Source organism: Paraburkholderia hayleyella (genome assembly GCF_009455685.1).
Lineage (GTDB): Bacteria > Pseudomonadota > Gammaproteobacteria > Burkholderiales > Burkholderiaceae > Paraburkholderia > Paraburkholderia hayleyella.
The window spans coordinates 755,345-772,759 of sequence record NZ_QPES01000001.1 but is presented as its reverse complement, the minus strand read 5'-3'; the positions used below and the strand labels follow the sequence as shown (position 1 = coordinate 772,759).

15 protein-coding genes, 1 pseudogene and 1 riboswitch are annotated in these 17,415 nt (G+C 61.3%); of the genes and pseudogenes, 12 read left to right on the top strand and 4 right to left on the bottom strand.

Annotation, left to right across the window (positions count from 1 at the left end):
- Window positions 1–237 precede the first annotated feature (237 nt).
- On the bottom strand, window positions 238–1,029 hold the full coding sequence (gene ribB / locus GH657_RS03560; RefSeq protein ID WP_153099447.1) for a 3,4-dihydroxy-2-butanone-4-phosphate synthase: 792 nt from the start codon (window positions 1,027–1,029) through the stop codon (window positions 238–240).
- A 136-nt stretch (window positions 1,030–1,165) separates the two neighbouring features.
- Window positions 1,166–1,347: riboswitch (FMN riboswitch) on the bottom strand.
- A gap of 482 nt (window positions 1,348–1,829) precedes the next feature.
- Between ribB and miaB the strand changes: the two genes are divergently transcribed.
- The 6 genes from miaB (at window position 1,830) to lnt (ending at window position 8,812) form a co-directional block, all read left to right on the top strand.
- Window positions 1,830–3,233, top strand: coding sequence for a tRNA (N6-isopentenyl adenosine(37)-C2)-methylthiotransferase MiaB (miaB, locus tag GH657_RS03555; protein ID WP_153099436.1), 1,404 nt, complete (start codon window positions 1,830–1,832; stop codon window positions 3,231–3,233).
- A 25-nt stretch (window positions 3,234–3,258) separates the two neighbouring features.
- Window positions 3,259–4,329, top strand: coding sequence for a PhoH family protein (locus GH657_RS03550; RefSeq protein WP_153099433.1), 1,071 nt, complete (start codon window positions 3,259–3,261; stop codon window positions 4,327–4,329).
- Between the two features lie 108 nt (window positions 4,330–4,437).
- Window positions 4,438–4,917 carry an rRNA maturation RNase YbeY gene (gene ybeY / locus GH657_RS03545; protein WP_153099431.1) on the top strand — a complete coding sequence of 160 codons (480 nt, stop codon included), beginning with the start codon at window positions 4,438–4,440 and terminating at the stop codon, window positions 4,915–4,917.
- 72 nt (window positions 4,918–4,989) lie between these two features.
- A complete protein-coding gene (locus tag GH657_RS03540) occupies window positions 4,990–5,637 on the top strand; it encodes a gamma-glutamylcyclotransferase (RefSeq protein WP_153099430.1) in 648 nt (215 codons plus the stop codon).
- 501 nt (window positions 5,638–6,138) lie between these two features.
- Entirely contained in the window at window positions 6,139–7,032 is an 894-nt protein-coding gene (locus GH657_RS03535) for a CorC family transporter (protein WP_153099427.1), read from the top strand.
- Window positions 7,033–7,147: 115 nt separating this feature from the next.
- Window positions 7,148–8,812: an apolipoprotein N-acyltransferase gene (gene lnt / locus GH657_RS03530; protein WP_153099426.1), complete on the top strand. Its 1,665-nt coding sequence runs from the start codon at window positions 7,148–7,150 to the stop codon at window positions 8,810–8,812.
- 235 nt (window positions 8,813–9,047) lie between these two features.
- On the opposite strand, the gene GH657_RS03525 is transcribed toward lnt, so the two are convergent.
- Window positions 9,048–9,335 (bottom strand): hypothetical protein, encoded by a 288-nt coding sequence (locus tag GH657_RS03525; protein WP_153099424.1) that lies wholly within the window; start codon window positions 9,333–9,335, stop codon window positions 9,048–9,050.
- 106 nt (window positions 9,336–9,441) lie between these two features.
- On the opposite strand from GH657_RS03525, the gene glyQ reads away from it, so the two are divergent.
- The 5 genes from glyQ to GH657_RS03500 all read left to right on the top strand — a co-directional run bounded on the left by glyQ (window position 9,442) and on the right by GH657_RS03500 (window position 14,906).
- Window positions 9,442–10,449 carry a glycine--tRNA ligase subunit alpha gene (gene glyQ / locus GH657_RS03520; RefSeq protein ID WP_153099422.1) on the top strand — a complete coding sequence of 336 codons (1,008 nt, stop codon included), beginning with the start codon at window positions 9,442–9,444 and terminating at the stop codon, window positions 10,447–10,449.
- A 15-nt stretch (window positions 10,450–10,464) separates the two neighbouring features.
- Window positions 10,465–12,567 (top strand): glycine--tRNA ligase subunit beta, encoded by a 2,103-nt coding sequence (gene glyS, locus GH657_RS03515; RefSeq protein WP_153099420.1) that lies wholly within the window; start codon window positions 10,465–10,467, stop codon window positions 12,565–12,567.
- 9 nt (window positions 12,568–12,576) lie between these two features.
- Window positions 12,577–13,137 carry a D-glycero-beta-D-manno-heptose 1,7-bisphosphate 7-phosphatase gene (gmhB, locus tag GH657_RS03510; RefSeq protein WP_153099418.1) on the top strand — a complete coding sequence of 187 codons (561 nt, stop codon included), beginning with the start codon at window positions 12,577–12,579 and terminating at the stop codon, window positions 13,135–13,137.
- Window positions 13,138–13,227: 90 nt separating this feature from the next.
- Complete coding sequence (locus GH657_RS03505; RefSeq protein ID WP_153099416.1) at window positions 13,228–13,998, top strand: lysophospholipid acyltransferase family protein; 771 nt, start codon at window positions 13,228–13,230, stop codon at window positions 13,996–13,998.
- 41 nt (window positions 13,999–14,039) lie between these two features.
- Window positions 14,040–14,906 carry a M48 family metallopeptidase gene (locus GH657_RS03500; protein ID WP_153099415.1) on the top strand — a complete coding sequence of 289 codons (867 nt, stop codon included), beginning with the start codon at window positions 14,040–14,042 and terminating at the stop codon, window positions 14,904–14,906.
- A 126-nt stretch (window positions 14,907–15,032) separates the two neighbouring features.
- On the opposite strand, the gene gloA is transcribed toward GH657_RS03500, so the two are convergent.
- Entirely contained in the window at window positions 15,033–15,419 is a 387-nt protein-coding gene (gloA, locus tag GH657_RS03495) for a lactoylglutathione lyase (protein ID WP_153101617.1), read from the bottom strand.
- A 168-nt stretch (window positions 15,420–15,587) separates the two neighbouring features.
- A pseudogene (locus GH657_RS03490) lies at window positions 15,588–15,755 on the bottom strand (IS3 family transposase); the annotation flags it as partial.
- A 320-nt stretch (window positions 15,756–16,075) separates the two neighbouring features.
- On the opposite strand from GH657_RS03490, the gene GH657_RS03485 reads away from it, so the two are divergent.
- Window positions 16,076–17,386, top strand: coding sequence for an MFS transporter (locus GH657_RS03485; protein WP_220094827.1), 1,311 nt, complete (start codon window positions 16,076–16,078; stop codon window positions 17,384–17,386).
- The last annotated feature ends 29 nt before the right edge of the window (window positions 17,387–17,415 follow it).

The following is a 17,415-nucleotide window of genomic DNA, read 5'->3' as shown; positions in this document are numbered from 1 at the left end:
GGAACCCGCCTGTTGGGGCCTGCTGTTGGGGCCTGCTGTTGGGGCCTGCTGTTGGGGCCTGCTGTTGGGGCCTGCTGTTGGGGCCTGCTGTTGGGGCCTGCTGTTGGGGCCTGCTGTTGGGGCCTGCTGTTGGGGCGGAGGCAAAAAAGCTCAATTCAGGAAAAATATGAATCCGGGAAGACGGGGGAAAAAAAGAAAAAAAGAAAAAGACCCACCACGTCCTCCCGGACCTCGCGCTTAAACCACGCCCGCCTCCTCTGCCGCTTCCGTAACGGTCGCAACATCCTCAACCCGTCCCAGGCGCGCCGCCGCCAGCGTCTGGCGAAACTCAACCAGCTCGGCAATTGTCAGCATCGGCAACTGATGCTGCTGCGCGAACCGTTCAACCTGCGCGCCACGCGTCATCGTGCCATCGGCGTTCATCAGCTCACACAGCACACCCGCAGGCTTAAGCCCTGCCAGGATCGCCAGATCCACGGTGCCTTCGGTGTGACCGCGCCGCGCCAGCACCCCCCCTGGAACCGCGCGTAGTGGAAACACGTGGCCGGGCCGGACAATATCAGCGGGGCGCGCATTCTCAGCAATCGCCGCGCGAATCGTCGTCACCCGGTCAGCCGCCGAAACCCCTGTCGTCACGCCCTCACGCGCTTCGATCGAAACCGTGAATGCCGTGCCGTGGCGGCTTTCGTTGTGCACCACCATCGGCGGCAATTCGAGCGCGCGCAGATGCGCGTCCGGCAGGCACAGGCACACGATGCCGCTGCACTCGCGGATCAACAGCGCCATCGTCGCCTCGCTCAGGCGCTCGGCGGCAACAATCAGGTCCGCCTCGTTCTCGCGGTCGTGATCGTCTTGCAGCACCACGGCACGTCCGGCGCGCAACGCCTCAAGCGCGGCGGCAATGCGCGGCGGAACCGGTTCGGTTGCCAGCAGGGGAAGGTCCGCAAAGGCGTCGTCAGCGCGCACAGGGGCCGCCGCCAATACCGTCGCAGCAGAAGTTTGAAACGTCTGGGAAGTTCGAATAGACATAAATGAAACGCTCATCGCAAAAGTGTGGCGAAAAACGTTTCAGGGCATTGCAGACAGGCCAGCCGTTCCCGCTCACACCCATGCCACGACGGCAGGGCCGGGCACGGGGCAAGCAGCGGTAACGGTAACGACCTCTGCACATCTTCTTTCATCCGGACTGTGACCGTCGGCTCTGGCATCGCACCAGATCTGCTAACCCGCAACCGGCGCCGCCCAATAGCGGACGACGTGACTGCGGTGCTCGCGGGCTCGCGGGCTGACGCGAAGCGTTGCCTGCATACCGCCGGTGGGGAATTTCACCCCGCCCTGAAGACGTACTGATTACCGGACAGCGCCGGCCGCCAGAGCATACCGTAGCCAGGTTGATCGCGCAGCGCGGTGCCTCCTCAACAGGCACGCCCCAAATCCGGAACGCCGCACCTGAATCGCCTTGAATGCCCTGCCCCGGCCTCTGGCAGCCAGCCTGCGCCACGGTGTTGTGTTCACGGTGTTGTGCTATATCCCGCCGGGTTGGCATCACGGGTTGGCATCACCTCACGGCATGGCTCCCTTTCCGCCGCCGTTTGCAGCCGCGCCGCCGTCAGGTGCCCAAGGCGCAATCCCGCACAGGCAACGGCTATAATGCGAGGCTTGAATTCGAACCAGGTTCAGGGTCCAGCCGCTGCTGTAACGCGGGCCATCCTGGCAAAATTCAGGCAAAAACTGGTTACTAGTTACTAGTAGCCGATATTCACCCCCTTCACCTGTTGATCACCTGTTGCACCACGCCCCCAGGTCAACCACTGCGAACGGCGACCCCGATGCCCCCCAAAAAAGTTTATGTAAAAACCTTTGGCTGCCAGATGAATGAGTACGACTCCGACAAAATGGTCGACGTACTAGGCGCAGCCGAAGGCCTTATCAAGACCGACACCCCCGATGACGCGGATGTCATTCTTTTCAATACCTGCTCGGTGCGCGAGAAAGCTCAGGAAAAGGTCTTTTCCGACCTGGGCCGGGTGCGCGAACTGAAAGCGGCCAACCCGAACCTGCTGATTGGCGTCGGGGGCTGCGTTGCCAGCCAGGAAGGCGCGGCGATCGTAGCGCGGGCACCTTACGTCGATCTCGTGTTTGGCCCGCAAACGCTGCACCGCCTGCCGCAAATGATCGACGCGCGTCGCGCCAGCGGCCTGCCGCAAGTCGATATCTCGTTTCCCGAGATCGAGAAATTCGATCATCTACCGCCTGCGCGTATCGAAGGCCCCAGCGCCTTTGTCTCGATCATGGAAGGCTGCAGCAAATACTGCAGCTACTGCGTCGTGCCTTACACGCGCGGCGAGGAAGTCTCCCGCCCGCTCGACGACGTGCTGACCGAAATCGCCGGCCTCGCCGACCAGGGTGTGCGCGAAGTCACGCTGCTCGGGCAAAACGTCAATGCCTATCGCGGCCCGCTCACCCTCGGCTCAAACGAGTTTGCCGATTTCTCCACGCTGATCGAATATGTCGCGGAGATGCCCGGCATCGAGCGCATCCGCTACGTCACCTCGCATCCGAAAGAATTCACGCAACGCCTGATCGACACCTACGCCAAAGTGCCCAAGCTGGTCAGCCACCTGCACCTGCCGGTGCAGCATGGCTCCGACCGCATCCTGATGGCGATGAAACGCGGCTACACGGTGCTCGAATACAAATCCGTGATTCGCCGTCTGCGGGCGATTCGCCCGAACCTCTCGCTCTCCACGGACATGATCGTGGGCTTCCCCGGCGAGACCGCTGAAGATTTCGACAAAACCATGGCGCTGATTCACGAGATGAACTACGACACGAGCTTCTCGTTCATCTACAGCCCGCGTCCCGGCACCCCGGCGGCCAATCTGCCCGACGACACGCCGCGCGAGGTCAAGCTCAAGCGCCTGCAACACCTGCAAGCCACCATCGAAGAAAACGTCGTGCGCATCAGCCAGTCGATGCTGGGCAACGTCGAGCGGATTCTGGTGGAAGGGCCATCGCGCAAGGATCCTGCCGAACTGGCAGGACGCACCGAAAACAACCGCGTGGTCAATTTCCCCGCGCCGCTGGCCGCGCATGCGCGGCTCACCGGCCAGATGATCGACGTGAAGATCGTTCAGGCCTATCCGCACTCGCTGCGCGGCGAACTGATACTGGCATCAGACGACACCCTCACCGCCGTGCACGCCACCGCGCACACACCCTTCGTTCACTGACACACTGACAGGATCCCTCCCCGCCTTGAAGCCCGCTCAGCCCCATCTGGAATTCACCGCTCCGCACGATAACAACGCGCAGCTCGCCAACCTGTGTGGCCCGCTCGACGAAAATCTGCGGCAAATCGAACAGGCCCTCGACGTCACGCTGACGCGGCGCGGCCATCGCATTTCGATTCGTGGCCGTGGCGCGAAGATCGCGCTCGCCGCGCTCGAAAATTTCTATCGCCGCGCGGCCGGCGATCCGCTCTCGGTTGACGATATCCAGCTGGCGCTGGTCGAAGCGCGGCATCTGGCCCACCGCGCGAGCGGCACGGGCGAGACGCCCGACGCCTCTGACGTGCGGTTTCGCGGCAACCCCGAGCACCCGTTCGACGAACCCGCGCTCGACGACAGCGACAACGCCGAAGCGCTGGGCCCCAAGCTGTACACGCGCCGCGCCGACCTGCGCGGACGCACGCCCGCACAGCGCGACTATCTGAAGCAGATCATCGCGCACGACGTGACCTTCGGCGTCGGCCCGGCGGGCACGGGCAAGACTTATCTGGCCGTGGCCTGCGCGGTGGATGCGCTGGAACGCGATCAGGTCAAGCGCATCGTGCTAACCCGCCCCGCCGTCGAAGCGGGCGAGCGGCTCGGCTTTTTGCCCGGCGATCTGGCGCAAAAGGTCGATCCGTATTTGCGCCCGCTCTATGACGCGCTCTATGACCTGCTGGGTTTTGACAAAACCGCGAAGATGTTCGAGCGCCAGATGATCGAAATCGCCCCGCTCGCCTACATGCGCGGCCGCACGCTGAATCACGCGTTCATCATTCTCGACGAGGCGCAAAACACCACGCCCGAACAGATGAAGATGTTCCTGACGCGGATTGGCTTTGGCTCGAAGGCGGTGGTGACCGGCGATACGACCCAGGTCGATTTGCCGCGCGGCCACAAGAGCGGCCTGATCGAAGCGCAAAAAGTGCTGGCGGACGTGCGTGGCATCGCCCTCACGCGCTTTACCAGTGCCGATGTGGTGCGCCATCCGCTGGTCGCGCGCATCGTCGAAGCCTATGACGCGCAGGCCCAGAAGGACAGTGTCACCGATGCGCGCTAGACGTGTTCATGGAGGTATCCATGAACACGCTCCGGCACGCCGCGGCGCCGCCCCCTGATATACCGCCTCTCTCTCATTTCCCTCATCTCCCTTACCTCTTTTCGTCCGATGAGCCGCCCTCCCAAGCTGACGCTCAACCTCCAGTTTCCCGCCGCAAAAGCGTGGCCCAGCCACAAAACAGCGTTGCCACGCGCCAGCGTTGCGCGCTGGATCCAGGCTGCCCTGCAGGTGGATGCCGAACTCACCGTGCGGCTCGTCGATGCCGACGAAGGCCGCATGCTGAACCGCACCTGGCGCGGCAAGGACTACGCCACCAATGTGTTGACCTTCGCCTACGCAGAAGGTGATGAGGCCAGCGAGGCCGACGATGCGCCCATCTCCGGCGATCTGATCCTGTGCTGCCCGGTGGTGGAGCGGGAAGCCATCGGGCTGGGCCGGCCGCTGGTCGCGCACTACGTGCATCTACTGGTGCATGGCACGCTGCACGCGCAAGGCTACGATCACGAAGACGATACCGAAGCCGAAGAAATGGAAGCACTTGAGCGCGACATCCTCGCCACGCTTGGCTTTCCTGATCCTTATGCGTGAGGCGCCGATGCCTGCGCTTTTTTTCCAGCACGTTGTCCTCTCCCTCCTCTCTCACGTTTGAACCGCCGCGTCGTGAACCCGTCTCCGCCGCCATCCCGTACCGCCAGCTATCCGCCACAACTGGGCGAAGCGCGGTTACTCACGGCGGAAGAACTCGACGCCTCGCTCGCCCGCACCCTGCAGCACCATGACGCAACGCAAGACCTCTGGCTGTTCGGCTATGGCTCGCTGATCTGGAACCCCGGGCTAGCCGTTGTCGAAGCGACACGCGGCCGGGTGCACGGCTACCATCGCGGGCTGTATTTATGGTCACGGGTGAATCGCGGCACGCCGGAGCAACCCGGCCTCGTGCTGGCGCTCGATCGCGGCGGCGCCTGCACCGGCATCGCATTCCGGCTGGCTGCCGCAGGGCTCGCCGCACATCTCGCCACGCTCTGGCAGCGCGAAATGCCGATGGGGTCGTACCGCCCAACGTGGCTGCGCTGCACGCTCGCGGACGGGCGCCGGGTCAACGCGCTGGCATTCGTGATACGGCGCGATATTCCGGCCTATACCGGCAAACTGCCGGATGAGGTGGTGAAGAGGGTATTGCGCCGCGCAAGTGGCCGTTATGGCACGACGCTGGATTACGTCAGCCACACGGTGCAGGCGCTGCGCGCCAGCGGCATGCCGGACCACGCGCTCGAAGCGCTGCTGGCACGGTGCAGCCCGGGCGCTTGAAGTGAAGCGGAAGTTTTGCCTGAGCGCCTGCTGAACGCACGCTCAGCGCCCCAGCCGCTGCCTGGAACTTTTGGCGAATCCCGTTACGGAAGGCGTATCAATTAACTGAAAATCAGAAATTAATATGTCATTAAACGGCGCGGAAATATTTTATTTAATCCAATTAAAAACAGCATGTGCCATCAGGATAAAAAAACAGATGCTGCGCGCTCCAGCATCAACAACGGCGAAGCCCAAACCGGGCACCTTCCCCGATGAAAAACACCTGAACCCCACGAATGAATATCTCGGATTATTGCTCATGTGCCGCAAGTCAATCATCGAACTACAAATACCCTGTCACAAAGTATCCAGTTAATCAGGATTAATCCGCCCACAGCAGACACAGGTCGTGGGCGGCCATGGCTTGCCCGTTAGCCAAACGGCCAATAGCCCCCTGGCAAGCCTGGTGTATCCTTGTCGCTCTGCAATCACGCGCCCCGCCTCGCCTGGCGCACCACCATGAACGACACGTATCCCAGTCGACGCCCAACCGACCCTCTCCCTGAAAAACGCTCCCTGCTTGAACGGCTGACCGATTTCATCTCGCCCGAGCCCGATTCCCGTGCCGAGCTGCTTGAAATTCTCCAGGATGCGCACGAGCGCAACCTGATCGACGCCGATTCGCTCTCAATGATCGAAGGCGTGTTCCAGATCTGCGAGCTATGCGCCCGCGACATCATGATTCCCCGCGCGCAGATGGATGCGATCAACATCGCCGACGCGCCCGACACCTTTATTCCTTACGTGCTGGAAAAAGCGCATTCGCGCTATCCGGTGTACGAAGGCAACCGCGACAACGTGATTGGCGTACTGCTTGCCAAAGATCTGCTGCGCTATTACGCCGAAGAAGAATTCGACGTGCGCGGCATGTTGCGCCCCGCGGTGTTTATTCCTGAATCGAAGCGCCTGAATGTGCTGCTGCACGATTTTCGCGTCAATCACAACCATATCGCCATCGTCGTGGATGAATACGGCGGCGTGGCCGGCCTGATTACGATCGAGGACGTGCTGGAGCAAATCGTCGGTGATATCGAAGACGAATACGATTTCGACGAGGAAAGCGGCAACATCATCGGCTCGCCGGATGGCCGCTACCGGGTACGCGCGCTGACCGGCATCGAGCAGTTCAATGAGGCGTTCGGCACGCAGTTCTCCGACGACGAAGTCGATACGATTGGCGGCCTGGTCACGCATCACTTTGGCCATGTGCCGCATCGCGGCGAGAAAGTCCGGCTCGAAAACCTGATCTTCGAAGTCCAGCGCGGCGATGCGCGCCAGATCCACATGCTGCTGGTGCGCCGCGATCCAAACGCGGGCGAGCACGAGCGCCGCGCCCAGCACGTACCAACCTGAACGAACGCAAGCGCCCCGCTGTCAGCCGCTGTTCGCGCGCCCGGCATGACCCGTCTGGCGCGCGCCTCCTCCTCTGACCTCTGACCTCTGACGCAACCCATCTGGCATTCCATCCATGGCCGACTCGCTCTTCTCTCGCCTGCGTCGCCGTATGACGCCGGCCACCGCCACCGCGCTGACAGATGAGCGTGCCATGCCCTGGTGGCATTACCTCGCGGCCTGCGTCGCGGGCGCGGCCAATACGCTGTCGTTCGCACCGACGCCACATGGCGGATGGCTTGAGCTGGCACTCTTCGTCTTTTTCTTCGCGTGGCTCACGCGCACCACAAACTGGAAAAGCGCCGCGCTCACCGGTGCGGCGTTTGGTTTCGGCAACTTCGTCACGGGCGTCTGGTGGCTCTATGTCAGCATGCATGTCTATGGCGGCATGGCCGCACCGCTAGCGGGGGCCGCGCTCGTGCTGTTCACGCTGTATCTCGCGTTGTATCCCGCGCTGGCTGCCGCGATCTGGTCGTTTTGCGCCGGACACGTGCGTCCGCGCCAAGGCGAGAGCGAGCGCAACCCGCAATCCCAATCCCGACCTTTTTCGCCGACCTGGCACGGCTCGTTTGCGTTTGCCAGCGCATGGGCCCTCAGCGAATGGTTACGCGGCACGGTCTTCACAGGCTTTCCATGGCTGGCCAGCGGCTATGCGCAGGTCGACGGGCCTCTTGCCGGCTATGCACCACTGGTGGGCGTCTATGGCGTGGGCTGGATGCTGGCGCTGGTCGCAGCGTTACTGGTCCAGGCTTTCACTCGCACATGGCACTCACGGCGCCTCCCTGCGCTAGCCCCCGCCGCGCTCGCGCTGGCCTTGCTCGCGGCGGGCCTCGTCCTGCCGCTCGCCACCTGGACCACCTCCGCCAACGTACCGCTCAAGGTGCGCCTGTTGCAAGGCAACGTGAAGCAGGAGATGAAGTTCGAGCGCGCAGGCATGCTGGCTGCCATCGACGAATATCAACGTTTGATTACCGCCCAGCCGGCTGACTTGATCATTACGCCGGAAACGGCTATTCCCGTGCTGGCGCAGACCATGCCCGAGCCCTTCGCGCTGGCGCTGCGCCGCTTCGCCGACCAGACCGGCAGCGCCATCCTGTTCGGTGCGATTGGCGGCACGCTGACGCCGGACGGCCAGGTGAGCGGTTACACCAATAGTCTTTTTGGCCTGACGCCCCATTCCGGCGAGCTGTACCGCTATGACAAGCACCATCTCGTGCCCTTTGGCGAATTCGTGCCGTGGGGGTTTCGCTGGTTCGTCGATTTGATGGATATCCCGCTGGGTGACTTTGCCCGGGGCGCGCCGGTTCAAAGGCCGTTTCTCGTGCATAACCAGCCGCTGGCGGTCGATATCTGCTACGAAGACATCTTTGGCGAAGAGATCGCCCGCACGCTGCGCGAAAGCCCCATGCCCGCGGGCGTGCTGGTGAATGCCACCAACCTCGCGTGGTTCGGTGACACCATCGCGCTCGACCAGCACCTGCAAATCGCCCGCATGCGCTCGCTGGAAACCGGGCGGCCCATGCTGCGCGCCACCAATACCGGAGCGACAGCCGTGATCGACGCACACGGCAAGGTCACCGGGCGGCTGCCTGCCTATACCGTGGGGGTGCTGGAAGCGAACGTGCAAGGCACCGCGGGCAATACGCCGTATGTGACGAGTGGCAACAATACGGTGCTGGCGGTATCGCTGGTGTTGCTGGCGCTGGGCTTCGCGTTCGGGCCGGGGCGGCGACGAGGTTAAGGGGTGGAAAGCCTGGCGGAACCTCGCAGGGTTTTCGCCTGATTAAAACCATGCCCCAAAAAGCATGAATCAATCTTCATCTTTTTGGGGCCATGAATGACTATATTTTTTCACGCATCAGACCTGTCAAATCGCTCCATTGATTTTGCATAACCCTCCGCATCGAATACGACAAACACGACAAACACGACAAACGAAAATCAGGTTTCTGGGCCCTTCTCCTGAATAAATATATTCAGGCCTTTACGGGCGAATTCACTGCATTCTTTCCTAAACTAAAAATATCCCCCGCAGCAAACTCTCCAGCCGATGCATCAGCAATGGCATCCAGATAGCGCATTTTCTCCTCCCCTGTAATCTTTGCGCCGTCCATGCCGATAATCGCCCATTCAAGCTGGCCGCAACAATCCACGAAAAAAAGCATTTTCAAATCGGATAACGCCGAAAAACCGGCTGGCGCGCTCAGCCACTCAACCTCCGCCAGGGCCGCATACGGGCCGTATATAGCCGCATCTGGTCGCACCTCGCCCCCTTTCCGCTAGAATCCTCCGTTCAGCAGTTTTTGCTCCACCGCCGTCTCGCGCGCCAGGTACTCCCGACGCAACGGCCTCTAGCCCGAAAGGCGCTTCATGCTCACATTTCAGCAAATCATCCTGACGCTGCAATCCTATTGGGACCAGCAAGGTTGCGCGTTACTCCAGCCCATCGATATGGAAGTCGGCGCGGGCACCTCCCACGTCCACACGTTCTTGCGCGCCATTGGCCCGGAGCCCTGGCGCGCGGCTTACGTGCAGCCCTCGCGCCGCCCCAAGGATGGCCGCTACGGCGCCAACCCGAACCGTCTGCAGCACTATTACCAATACCAGGCCGTGCTCAAGCCCGCGCCGGAAAACATCCTCGATCTTTACCTCGGCTCGCTCGAAGCCCTCGGCTTCGATCTGCAGCAAAACGACGTGCGTTTCGTCGAGGACGATTGGGAAAATCCCACCCTCGGCGCGTGGGGTCTCGGCTGGGAGGTCTGGCTCAATGGCATGGAAGTCACCCAGTTCACTTACTTCCAGCAAGTCGGCGGCATCGATTGCAAACCCGTATTGGGCGAGATCACCTATGGGCTCGAACGTCTGGCAATGTATCTGCAAAAGGTCGAAAACGTCTACGACCTGGTCTGGACCGAATGGGAAGAAGCGGGACCGGACGGCCCTGAGCTGCGCCGCCTGACCTATGGCGATGTCTATCACCAGAACGAAGTCGAGCAGTCCACCTACAACTTCGAATACGCCAACGTCGATCTGCTGTTCACCTTCTTCAATAACTACGAAGCCGAAGCCCAGCGCATGATCGAAGCGCAACTCGCGCTGCCGGCCTATGAACTCGTGCTCAAGGCGGGTCATACCTTCAACCTGCTCGATGCCCGTGGCGCGATCTCCGTAACGGAGCGCGCGGCTTACATCGGCCGCATCCGGGCCCTGTCGCGTCTGGTCGCCCAGGCGTATTACGCATCGCGTGAAAAACTCGGCTTTCCGATGCTGGGCAACCCGGTGCGAGGCGTTCCCGGCCTCACCACCGATGCCCAGGATGCCGCGCTGCCCGCCTGGGTACCGCCGCTGAAAGTCGAACGCATGATCGCCCCGGACTGACGAGACCTCACACTCATGAATCATCCTGAACACGCTACCCTGCTCGTCGAGTTACTCACCGAAGAGCTGCCACCCAAAGCACTCAAACGCCTCGGCGATGCCTTTGCCGAAGGTCTCGCGCAGCGCCTCGCGGCGCACGGCCTGAGCGACAGCGCAACAGCTTTCGAGCGCTACGCCACCCCGCGCCGCCTGGCCGTCACCATTCAGAACGTGCGCGCTGTCGCGCCTGACCGGCCCGTGCGCGAGAAGGTGCTACCCGTCTCCGTCGCGCTCGATGCTGCTGGCCAGCCCACCGCGCCGCTGGCCAAAAAGCTCGCCGCCCTGGGCTTTCCCGACTTCCCGCTAGAGCAGCTCGAACGCGCGCCCGATGGCAAGGCCGAAGCCTTCTTTCTCGGTTATACGGCGCCTGGCGCGACGCTCGCCGCAGGCTTGCAAGCCGCGCTCGATGAAACCCTCGCCAGGCTGCCTATCCCCAAGGTGATGACCTATCAGCGCGGCGACGGCACCAACGTGCAGTTCGTGCGTCCGGTACATCGCCTGACCGTGTTGCATGGCGAGCAGGTCGTGCCGGTCACCGCATTCGGCATCGACGCCGACGACACCACGCTCGGCCATCGTTTTTTGTCGGATGGCCTGGTCGCCATCCAGCACGCCGACCACTATGCCCAGACATTGCAACAGCGGGGCTATGTGATCGCCAGCTTCGGCGATCGGCGCGAAACCATCCGCAACCAGTTGCTGGCGCAAGCGGGCGATGACACGGTGGTGATGCCCGAGGCATTGCTCGACGAAGTGAGCGCGCTGGTCGAATGGCCCGCGGTTTATTCGTGCCGTTTCGAGGACGAATTCCTGGGCGTGCCACAGGAGTGCCTGATCCTCACGATGCAGACCAACCAGAAGTATTTCGCCCTCACCGACGCCAGCGGCAAGCTGCGTTCGCGCTTCCTGGTCGTATCGAATATCGAAACCGCCACGCCAGACGACATCATCGAAGGCAATGAGCGCGTCGTGCGTCCGCGCCTCGCGGATGCGAAATTCTTCTTCGAACAGGACCAGAAAAAAACGCTGGAGCAACGTGTACCGTTGCTGGCGAACGTGGTCTATCACAACAAGCTGGGGTCGGCGCTGCAACGCACCGAGCGCGTCGCGGCGCTCGCCGAAGCGATTGCCCGGCTCGCAGGTACCGATGCCGCGCTGGCGCAGCGCGCCGCGCAGCTGGCGAAAGCCGACTTGCTGACCGACATGGTCGGCGAATTCCCTGAACTGCAAGGCACGATGGGCACTTATTACGCCCGTCACGATGGCGAGCCTGAAGAGGTCGCACTTGCCTGCTCGGAGCACTACCGGCCGCGTTTTTCCGGCGATGCCCTACCCACGACTCAAACCGGTACCGTGGTCGCGCTCGCAGACAAACTCGAAACCCTGGTGGGCATCTGGGGCATTGGCTTGCAGCCGACCGGCGAAAAAGATCCATTCGCGCTGCGCCGTCATGCGCTGGGAGTACTGCGTCTGCTACTCGAAAAAGAATGGCCACTGGATCTGCGCGACTTGCTGCGCATGGCCTATGCGCAGTTCAAGAAGCTGCCGCAAGTGGCCGATTCAACCGCCGCGATCTACGAATTTTTCATGGATCGCCTGCGTGGCCTGCTGCGTGAACGCGGTTATGCCGCAGCCGAAATCGATGCGGTGCTGGCGTTGAACCCAACACGCCTCGATGACCTGACCGCGCGTCTCGTAGCCGTGCGCGAATTCGCCGCCCTCCCCGAAGCCGCCGCGCTCGCCGCCGCCAATAAACGCATTTCGAACATTCTGAAAAAGTCGGACGGAGCGCCAGGCAACAACCTGGCGCAGGCTGGCCTGCTCATCGAAGCCGCTGAAAAAGCCCTGCATCACCAATTGCAACAAGTTGCACCCAAGGTGCAGGATCACGTGAAAGCGCACCAGTACACCGATGCGCTCAGCGCGCTGGCGGCACTGCGCGAACCGGTCGATGCCTTCTTCCAGGACGTGATGGTCAACGCCGACGACACTGCCTTGCGTGCCAACCGGCTCGCGCTGCTTGCCCAGCTACATCAGCAGATGAACTGCGTCGCCGATATCTCGCGGCTTGCCGCCTAAGCGCCCACGATGCCAGCCAGCCCAAGAAAAGTCGTCATCCTCGACCGCGACGGTGTGATCAACGTCGATTCCGACGGCTTTATCAAGTCGCCGGACGAATGGGTCGCCCTGCCCGGCAGCCTCGAAGCCATCGCCCGCCTGAACCAGGCAGGCTATCGCGTCGTCGTGGCAACCAACCAGTCCGGCATTGGACGCGGCTTGTTCGACATGAGCGCACTCAATGCCATGCACGAAAAAATGCATCGTCTGGCCGCCACGGTCGGCGGCCGGATCGACGCGGTTTTTTTCTGTCCGCACACCGCCAACGATCAATGCGATTGCCGCAAGCCAAAACCCGGCATGCTGCGCATGATCACCGAGCGCTTCGAAGTCGAAGCGCAGCACACGCCGGTGGTAGGCGATGCGCTGCGTGACCTGCAAGCTGCGGCGGCGCTCGGTTGTCCACCTCATCTGGTATTAAGTGGCAAGGGTCGCCAAACCCAGGCCGCTGGGGAGCTACCACCAGGCACGCAGATCCACGATGACCTGCGCGCTTTCGCCCTCGATTTTCTGGCTGAAGAACATGAATAAGGTTTCGCTCATTTAGCCGCTTGATGTGCCAGCCAAGGTGCGCTCATTCACGCAAGCTTTTTTCTGTCCTTCCTGGAGCTGTTCCTACCGATGCGCTTTCTTCGTTCGCTGTTGTTTCTGGTCTACCTGATTGTTTTCACCGTGCCTTACGCGATCGCCTGCTTTGTCGCGTTTCCGTTTTTGCACGCCGACCGCCGTTACTGGATGGCCGCGGGCTGGTGCCGCACGACGCTCGCCACGGTGCGCTGGCTCAATGGCATTCATTACGAAATCAGAGGCTTTGAGAATCTGCCAGACGGCCCGGCGGTGCTGCTGCCAAAGCATCAGTCAGCCTGGGAAACGCTCGCCTTCCCCGCGCTGATGCCCCGTCCGCTGTGCTATGTGTTCAAGCGTGAACTGCTATACGTACCGTTTTTCGGCTGGACCCTCGGCATGCTGAAGATGGTTCAAATCAACCGCAAGGAAGGCAAGCACGCCTTCGAATCCGTAACCCGTCAAGGCCAGGCCCGGATGGCCGAGGGCGCATGGGTCATCATGTTTCCCGAAGGCACTCGCACCCCGACCGGCACCCAGGGCAAGTACAAAACAGGGGGCGCACGTTTCGCCGTCGCCACCGGCGCGCTTGCCGTGCCCATTGCCCATAACGCAGGCCGCGTGTGGCCACGCAACTCGTTTATGAAGTATCCTGGCGTCGTCATTGTTTCGATCGGCAAACCGATCGACCCCACCGGGCTCACCACCGAAGAAGTCAACCAGCAAGTCGAAACATGGATCGAGGCTGAAATGCGCCGCATTGATCCCACCGCGTATCCCGCTGGGCCACAAGGTCAGGCTTCGCCTTCCACCTCCGCTCCAGCCTGAACCGAATACTCTGCACTCTGCGCTCTGCGCCCTGCCTGCCCATGCTTAAGCCCGTCCCGCCACCAGACAGCGCATCAGCAGATAACCGGCAACTCGATCTGCCACTCTTCGCCGCGCCTGAAGCCACCCCGGCCACTCCCATGGAGGCGGCGCCATCACCGCTGCCGTCCACGGCGCCCGATGGCTCCAAACGGCGCAGCCTCACGCTCGGTACACAGACCCTCCCATACCAGCTCAAACGCTCTTCACGCCGCTCAATCGGCTTTGCCATCGACAGCAATGGGCTCTCGATCACCGCGCCGCGCTGGGTCACGTTGACCGAAATCGAAAACGCCATCATCGGCAAGCAACGCTGGATTTTCGCCAAGCTCAGCGAATGGCAAACCCGGGTGGAACAACGCGCGCTCCCCCGCATCGAGTGGAAGGATGGCACGCAAGTGCCGTATTTAGGGCGCCCGGTAAGCGTGGTGCTCGATGCCTCGCACAGCGTGCCCGGCTTCGACGCACATGAAGCGCGACTGACATTGCCCCTGCCACCCAACGCCGACCCGCAACAAATCAAAGACCGTGTGCAAGGCTGGCTGCAAAGCGAAGCGACACGGCTCTTCGGCGAACGGCTGGCGCTTTATGCGGAGAGGCTCGGCGTGAGTTATCGAACCTATGCGCTGTCGGCGGCGGCAACGCGTTGGGGCAGTTGTTCGAGCGATGGCAAAATCCGCCTGAACTGGCGCTTGATCCACTTTCCGCTACCCGTGATCGATTATGTCGTGGCCCATGAGTTGGCCCACCTGAAGGAAATGAATCACAGTCCGCGCTTCTGGCAGACCGTCGAATCCATTTTCCCGGAGTTTCGCCAGGTACGGCAGACACTCAAACGCCATCCCCCAGAACTGCTGCCAACGCTTTAGTTTTGTTTTTAGTTTTGGCGCTGGTTTTAATGTCGGCAACATGCCATTCATTCTGGCGCGGCACCGCCTGAAACGGCGCGTGCGCGCCATGTCGCACCACTTCACTGCACTGCACCTCACTTCACATCACACCTTCTTCTGAATGAATTCGATCTTGTAGCCATCGGGATCGGTGACAAACGCTATCACCGTGGTGCCATGCTTCATCGGGCCCGCTTCGCGCACCACCTGGCCGCCTTGCGCGCGAATGGCATCGCACGCCGCGTAGGCGTCGTCGACTTCGATGGCCAGATGGCCGAAGGCATTGCCCTGATCGTAGGACGTGGTATCCCAGTTATGCGTCAGTTCGAGCACCGTGCCATGTTGCTCATCGGTGTAACCGACAAAGGCCAGCGTGAACTTGCCCTCAGGAAAATCTTCGCGGCGCAGCAGTTTCATGCCCAGCAAACCGGTATAAAACGCAATCGACCGTTCAAGATTACCCACGCGAAGCATGGTGTGTAGCAGACGCATTGTCATGGTGTATGGACTCCCGTTGCGAAATAGCGAGGCCATCAATGTAACCGGAAATGGTTGGCGCCGCCGGAGGTAAGCGCGGCGGCGGAGTCTGGAATGCTGAACGGCTCACGCTCATGGAACTCGACAAAGCATCGAAGTATTTTCGGTGCGAGTTATGTGGCTTGACCCAACCTGATTCGCCGCCGACGGTCGCCCCAGCGGCTGACGATCCGATACCGGCACCTTCTTTCGCTTGCGGCGGCGCACCTGCAACTTCTCTTCGGCAGACAGCCGCTCGACCCGCTTGTGATTGACTGTCATGCCCGACTGCCGCAGCTTCGGGGAGATCATTCATGTCCAATCTCCTGACTACGTGACTGGACTCCCAATCGGTGTGCTACTCAAATTGAGGGAGACGTCGCTCGACGAAACCTCGTTCAAGAGCGATTCATCGCCTTTGTAAGGCCGATGCCGTTTTCGACGTGACTCCCGCGTGTGCCGGGGATTGTCACGATTTTTTGTCTTTCATCTTGCGCAATCTGTGTTGCCGATTTGGCAATTCTCCCTGAGAAACTCAGTAATTGTCCTGTGGAAAATGGTCTCCTAGAATCACTCGAACGCGTGCAATGTCCAACGTTCGGAGACACGTTGTACGTACTCGATATCAAACAATGAGAAGAATCCATATGCAGACAGTCACGCTGGACCGTCAAGCCGCGAACGGCAGCGGCAAAGCTTCGCGCAGTGCCGTCGTCGCCGCAGTCATCGGCAACGCCCTGGAGTTTTATGATTTCACCGTGTATGCCTTCTTCGCGGCGATCATTGGCAAACAGTTCTTTCCTTCCGACAGTCCACTCGGCGCGCTGCTGCTTTCCGTGGCCGCGTTCGGTGTGGGATTTTTGGCGCGCCCGTTGGGTGGCGTTTTCATTGGCCGATATGCGGATCGTGCAGGGCGCAAACCGGCGATGCTGCTCACGCTCGCACTCATGGCCGTCGGGATGGCGATCATCGCGTTCGCTCCCCCCTACGCGTCGATTGGACTCGCCGCGCCTTGCCTGATTGTGATCGCACGTCTCATCCAGGGATTCGCCTGGGGCGGCGAAGCCGGCCCGACCACAGCCTTCCTCGTCGAATCCGCCCCTGACGACAAGCGGGCGCGATACGCCAGTTGGCAAGTGGTGAGCCAGGGGCTGGCCGTACTGGTTGCGGGCACGGTAGGGGTACTGGCCTCTTCAGTGCTGTCGGAACAAAGTATGAATGCGTGGGGTTGGCGCATTCCGTTCGTGCTGGGTCTGGCTGTGATCCCGGTAGCGCTGATCCTGCGGAAAAACATGCATGAAACGGCGCCGTCCGCCAATGTCGCTCATGCTTTGCCCGCCACGGCCGCATCGATGCAAGGGCGCTATTTGAAGTATGTCACGCTTGCCACGTTGATCATCATTCCCAGTACGGTGACCGTCTACGTCAACAATTACATGACGAGCTACGCACTGACGCTGCTGCAGTTTCCGATGACGATGTCCATCGCCGTCACGATGGTCGTGGGCGCGTGCATGGTCGTCGCGGCACTGGCCGGCGGCATCGCGGCTGACCGTTTCGGCCGTAAGGTAGTCATGATCGTGCCGTGTTCGCTGCTGATGCTGCTGGCATATCCGGCCTTCGTCGTGCTGAATCATTGGCATTCGCCAGTCACGCTGTTTGCCGTGCCGGCGGTGCTCGCGTTGCTCACAGGATCGCACGCGGCAGCCGTCATCACGATCATCCCTGAAACGTTTCCGAGACGAATGCGTAGCACCGGCCTGTCGATAAGCTATGCGATCGCAGCGACGGTCTTTGGCGGCAGCACGCAATTCGTGATCACCTGGCTACTGCGCCTGACTGGAAATCCGATTTCGCCGGCGTTCTACATTATCGGCGCCTGCGCATTGGGATTGCTGGGCATGTCGTTGCTAACTGAGACGCGAGACGCGGCGCTCGAATAAATGAATCGACCAAACCGCTTTGTGGAGTT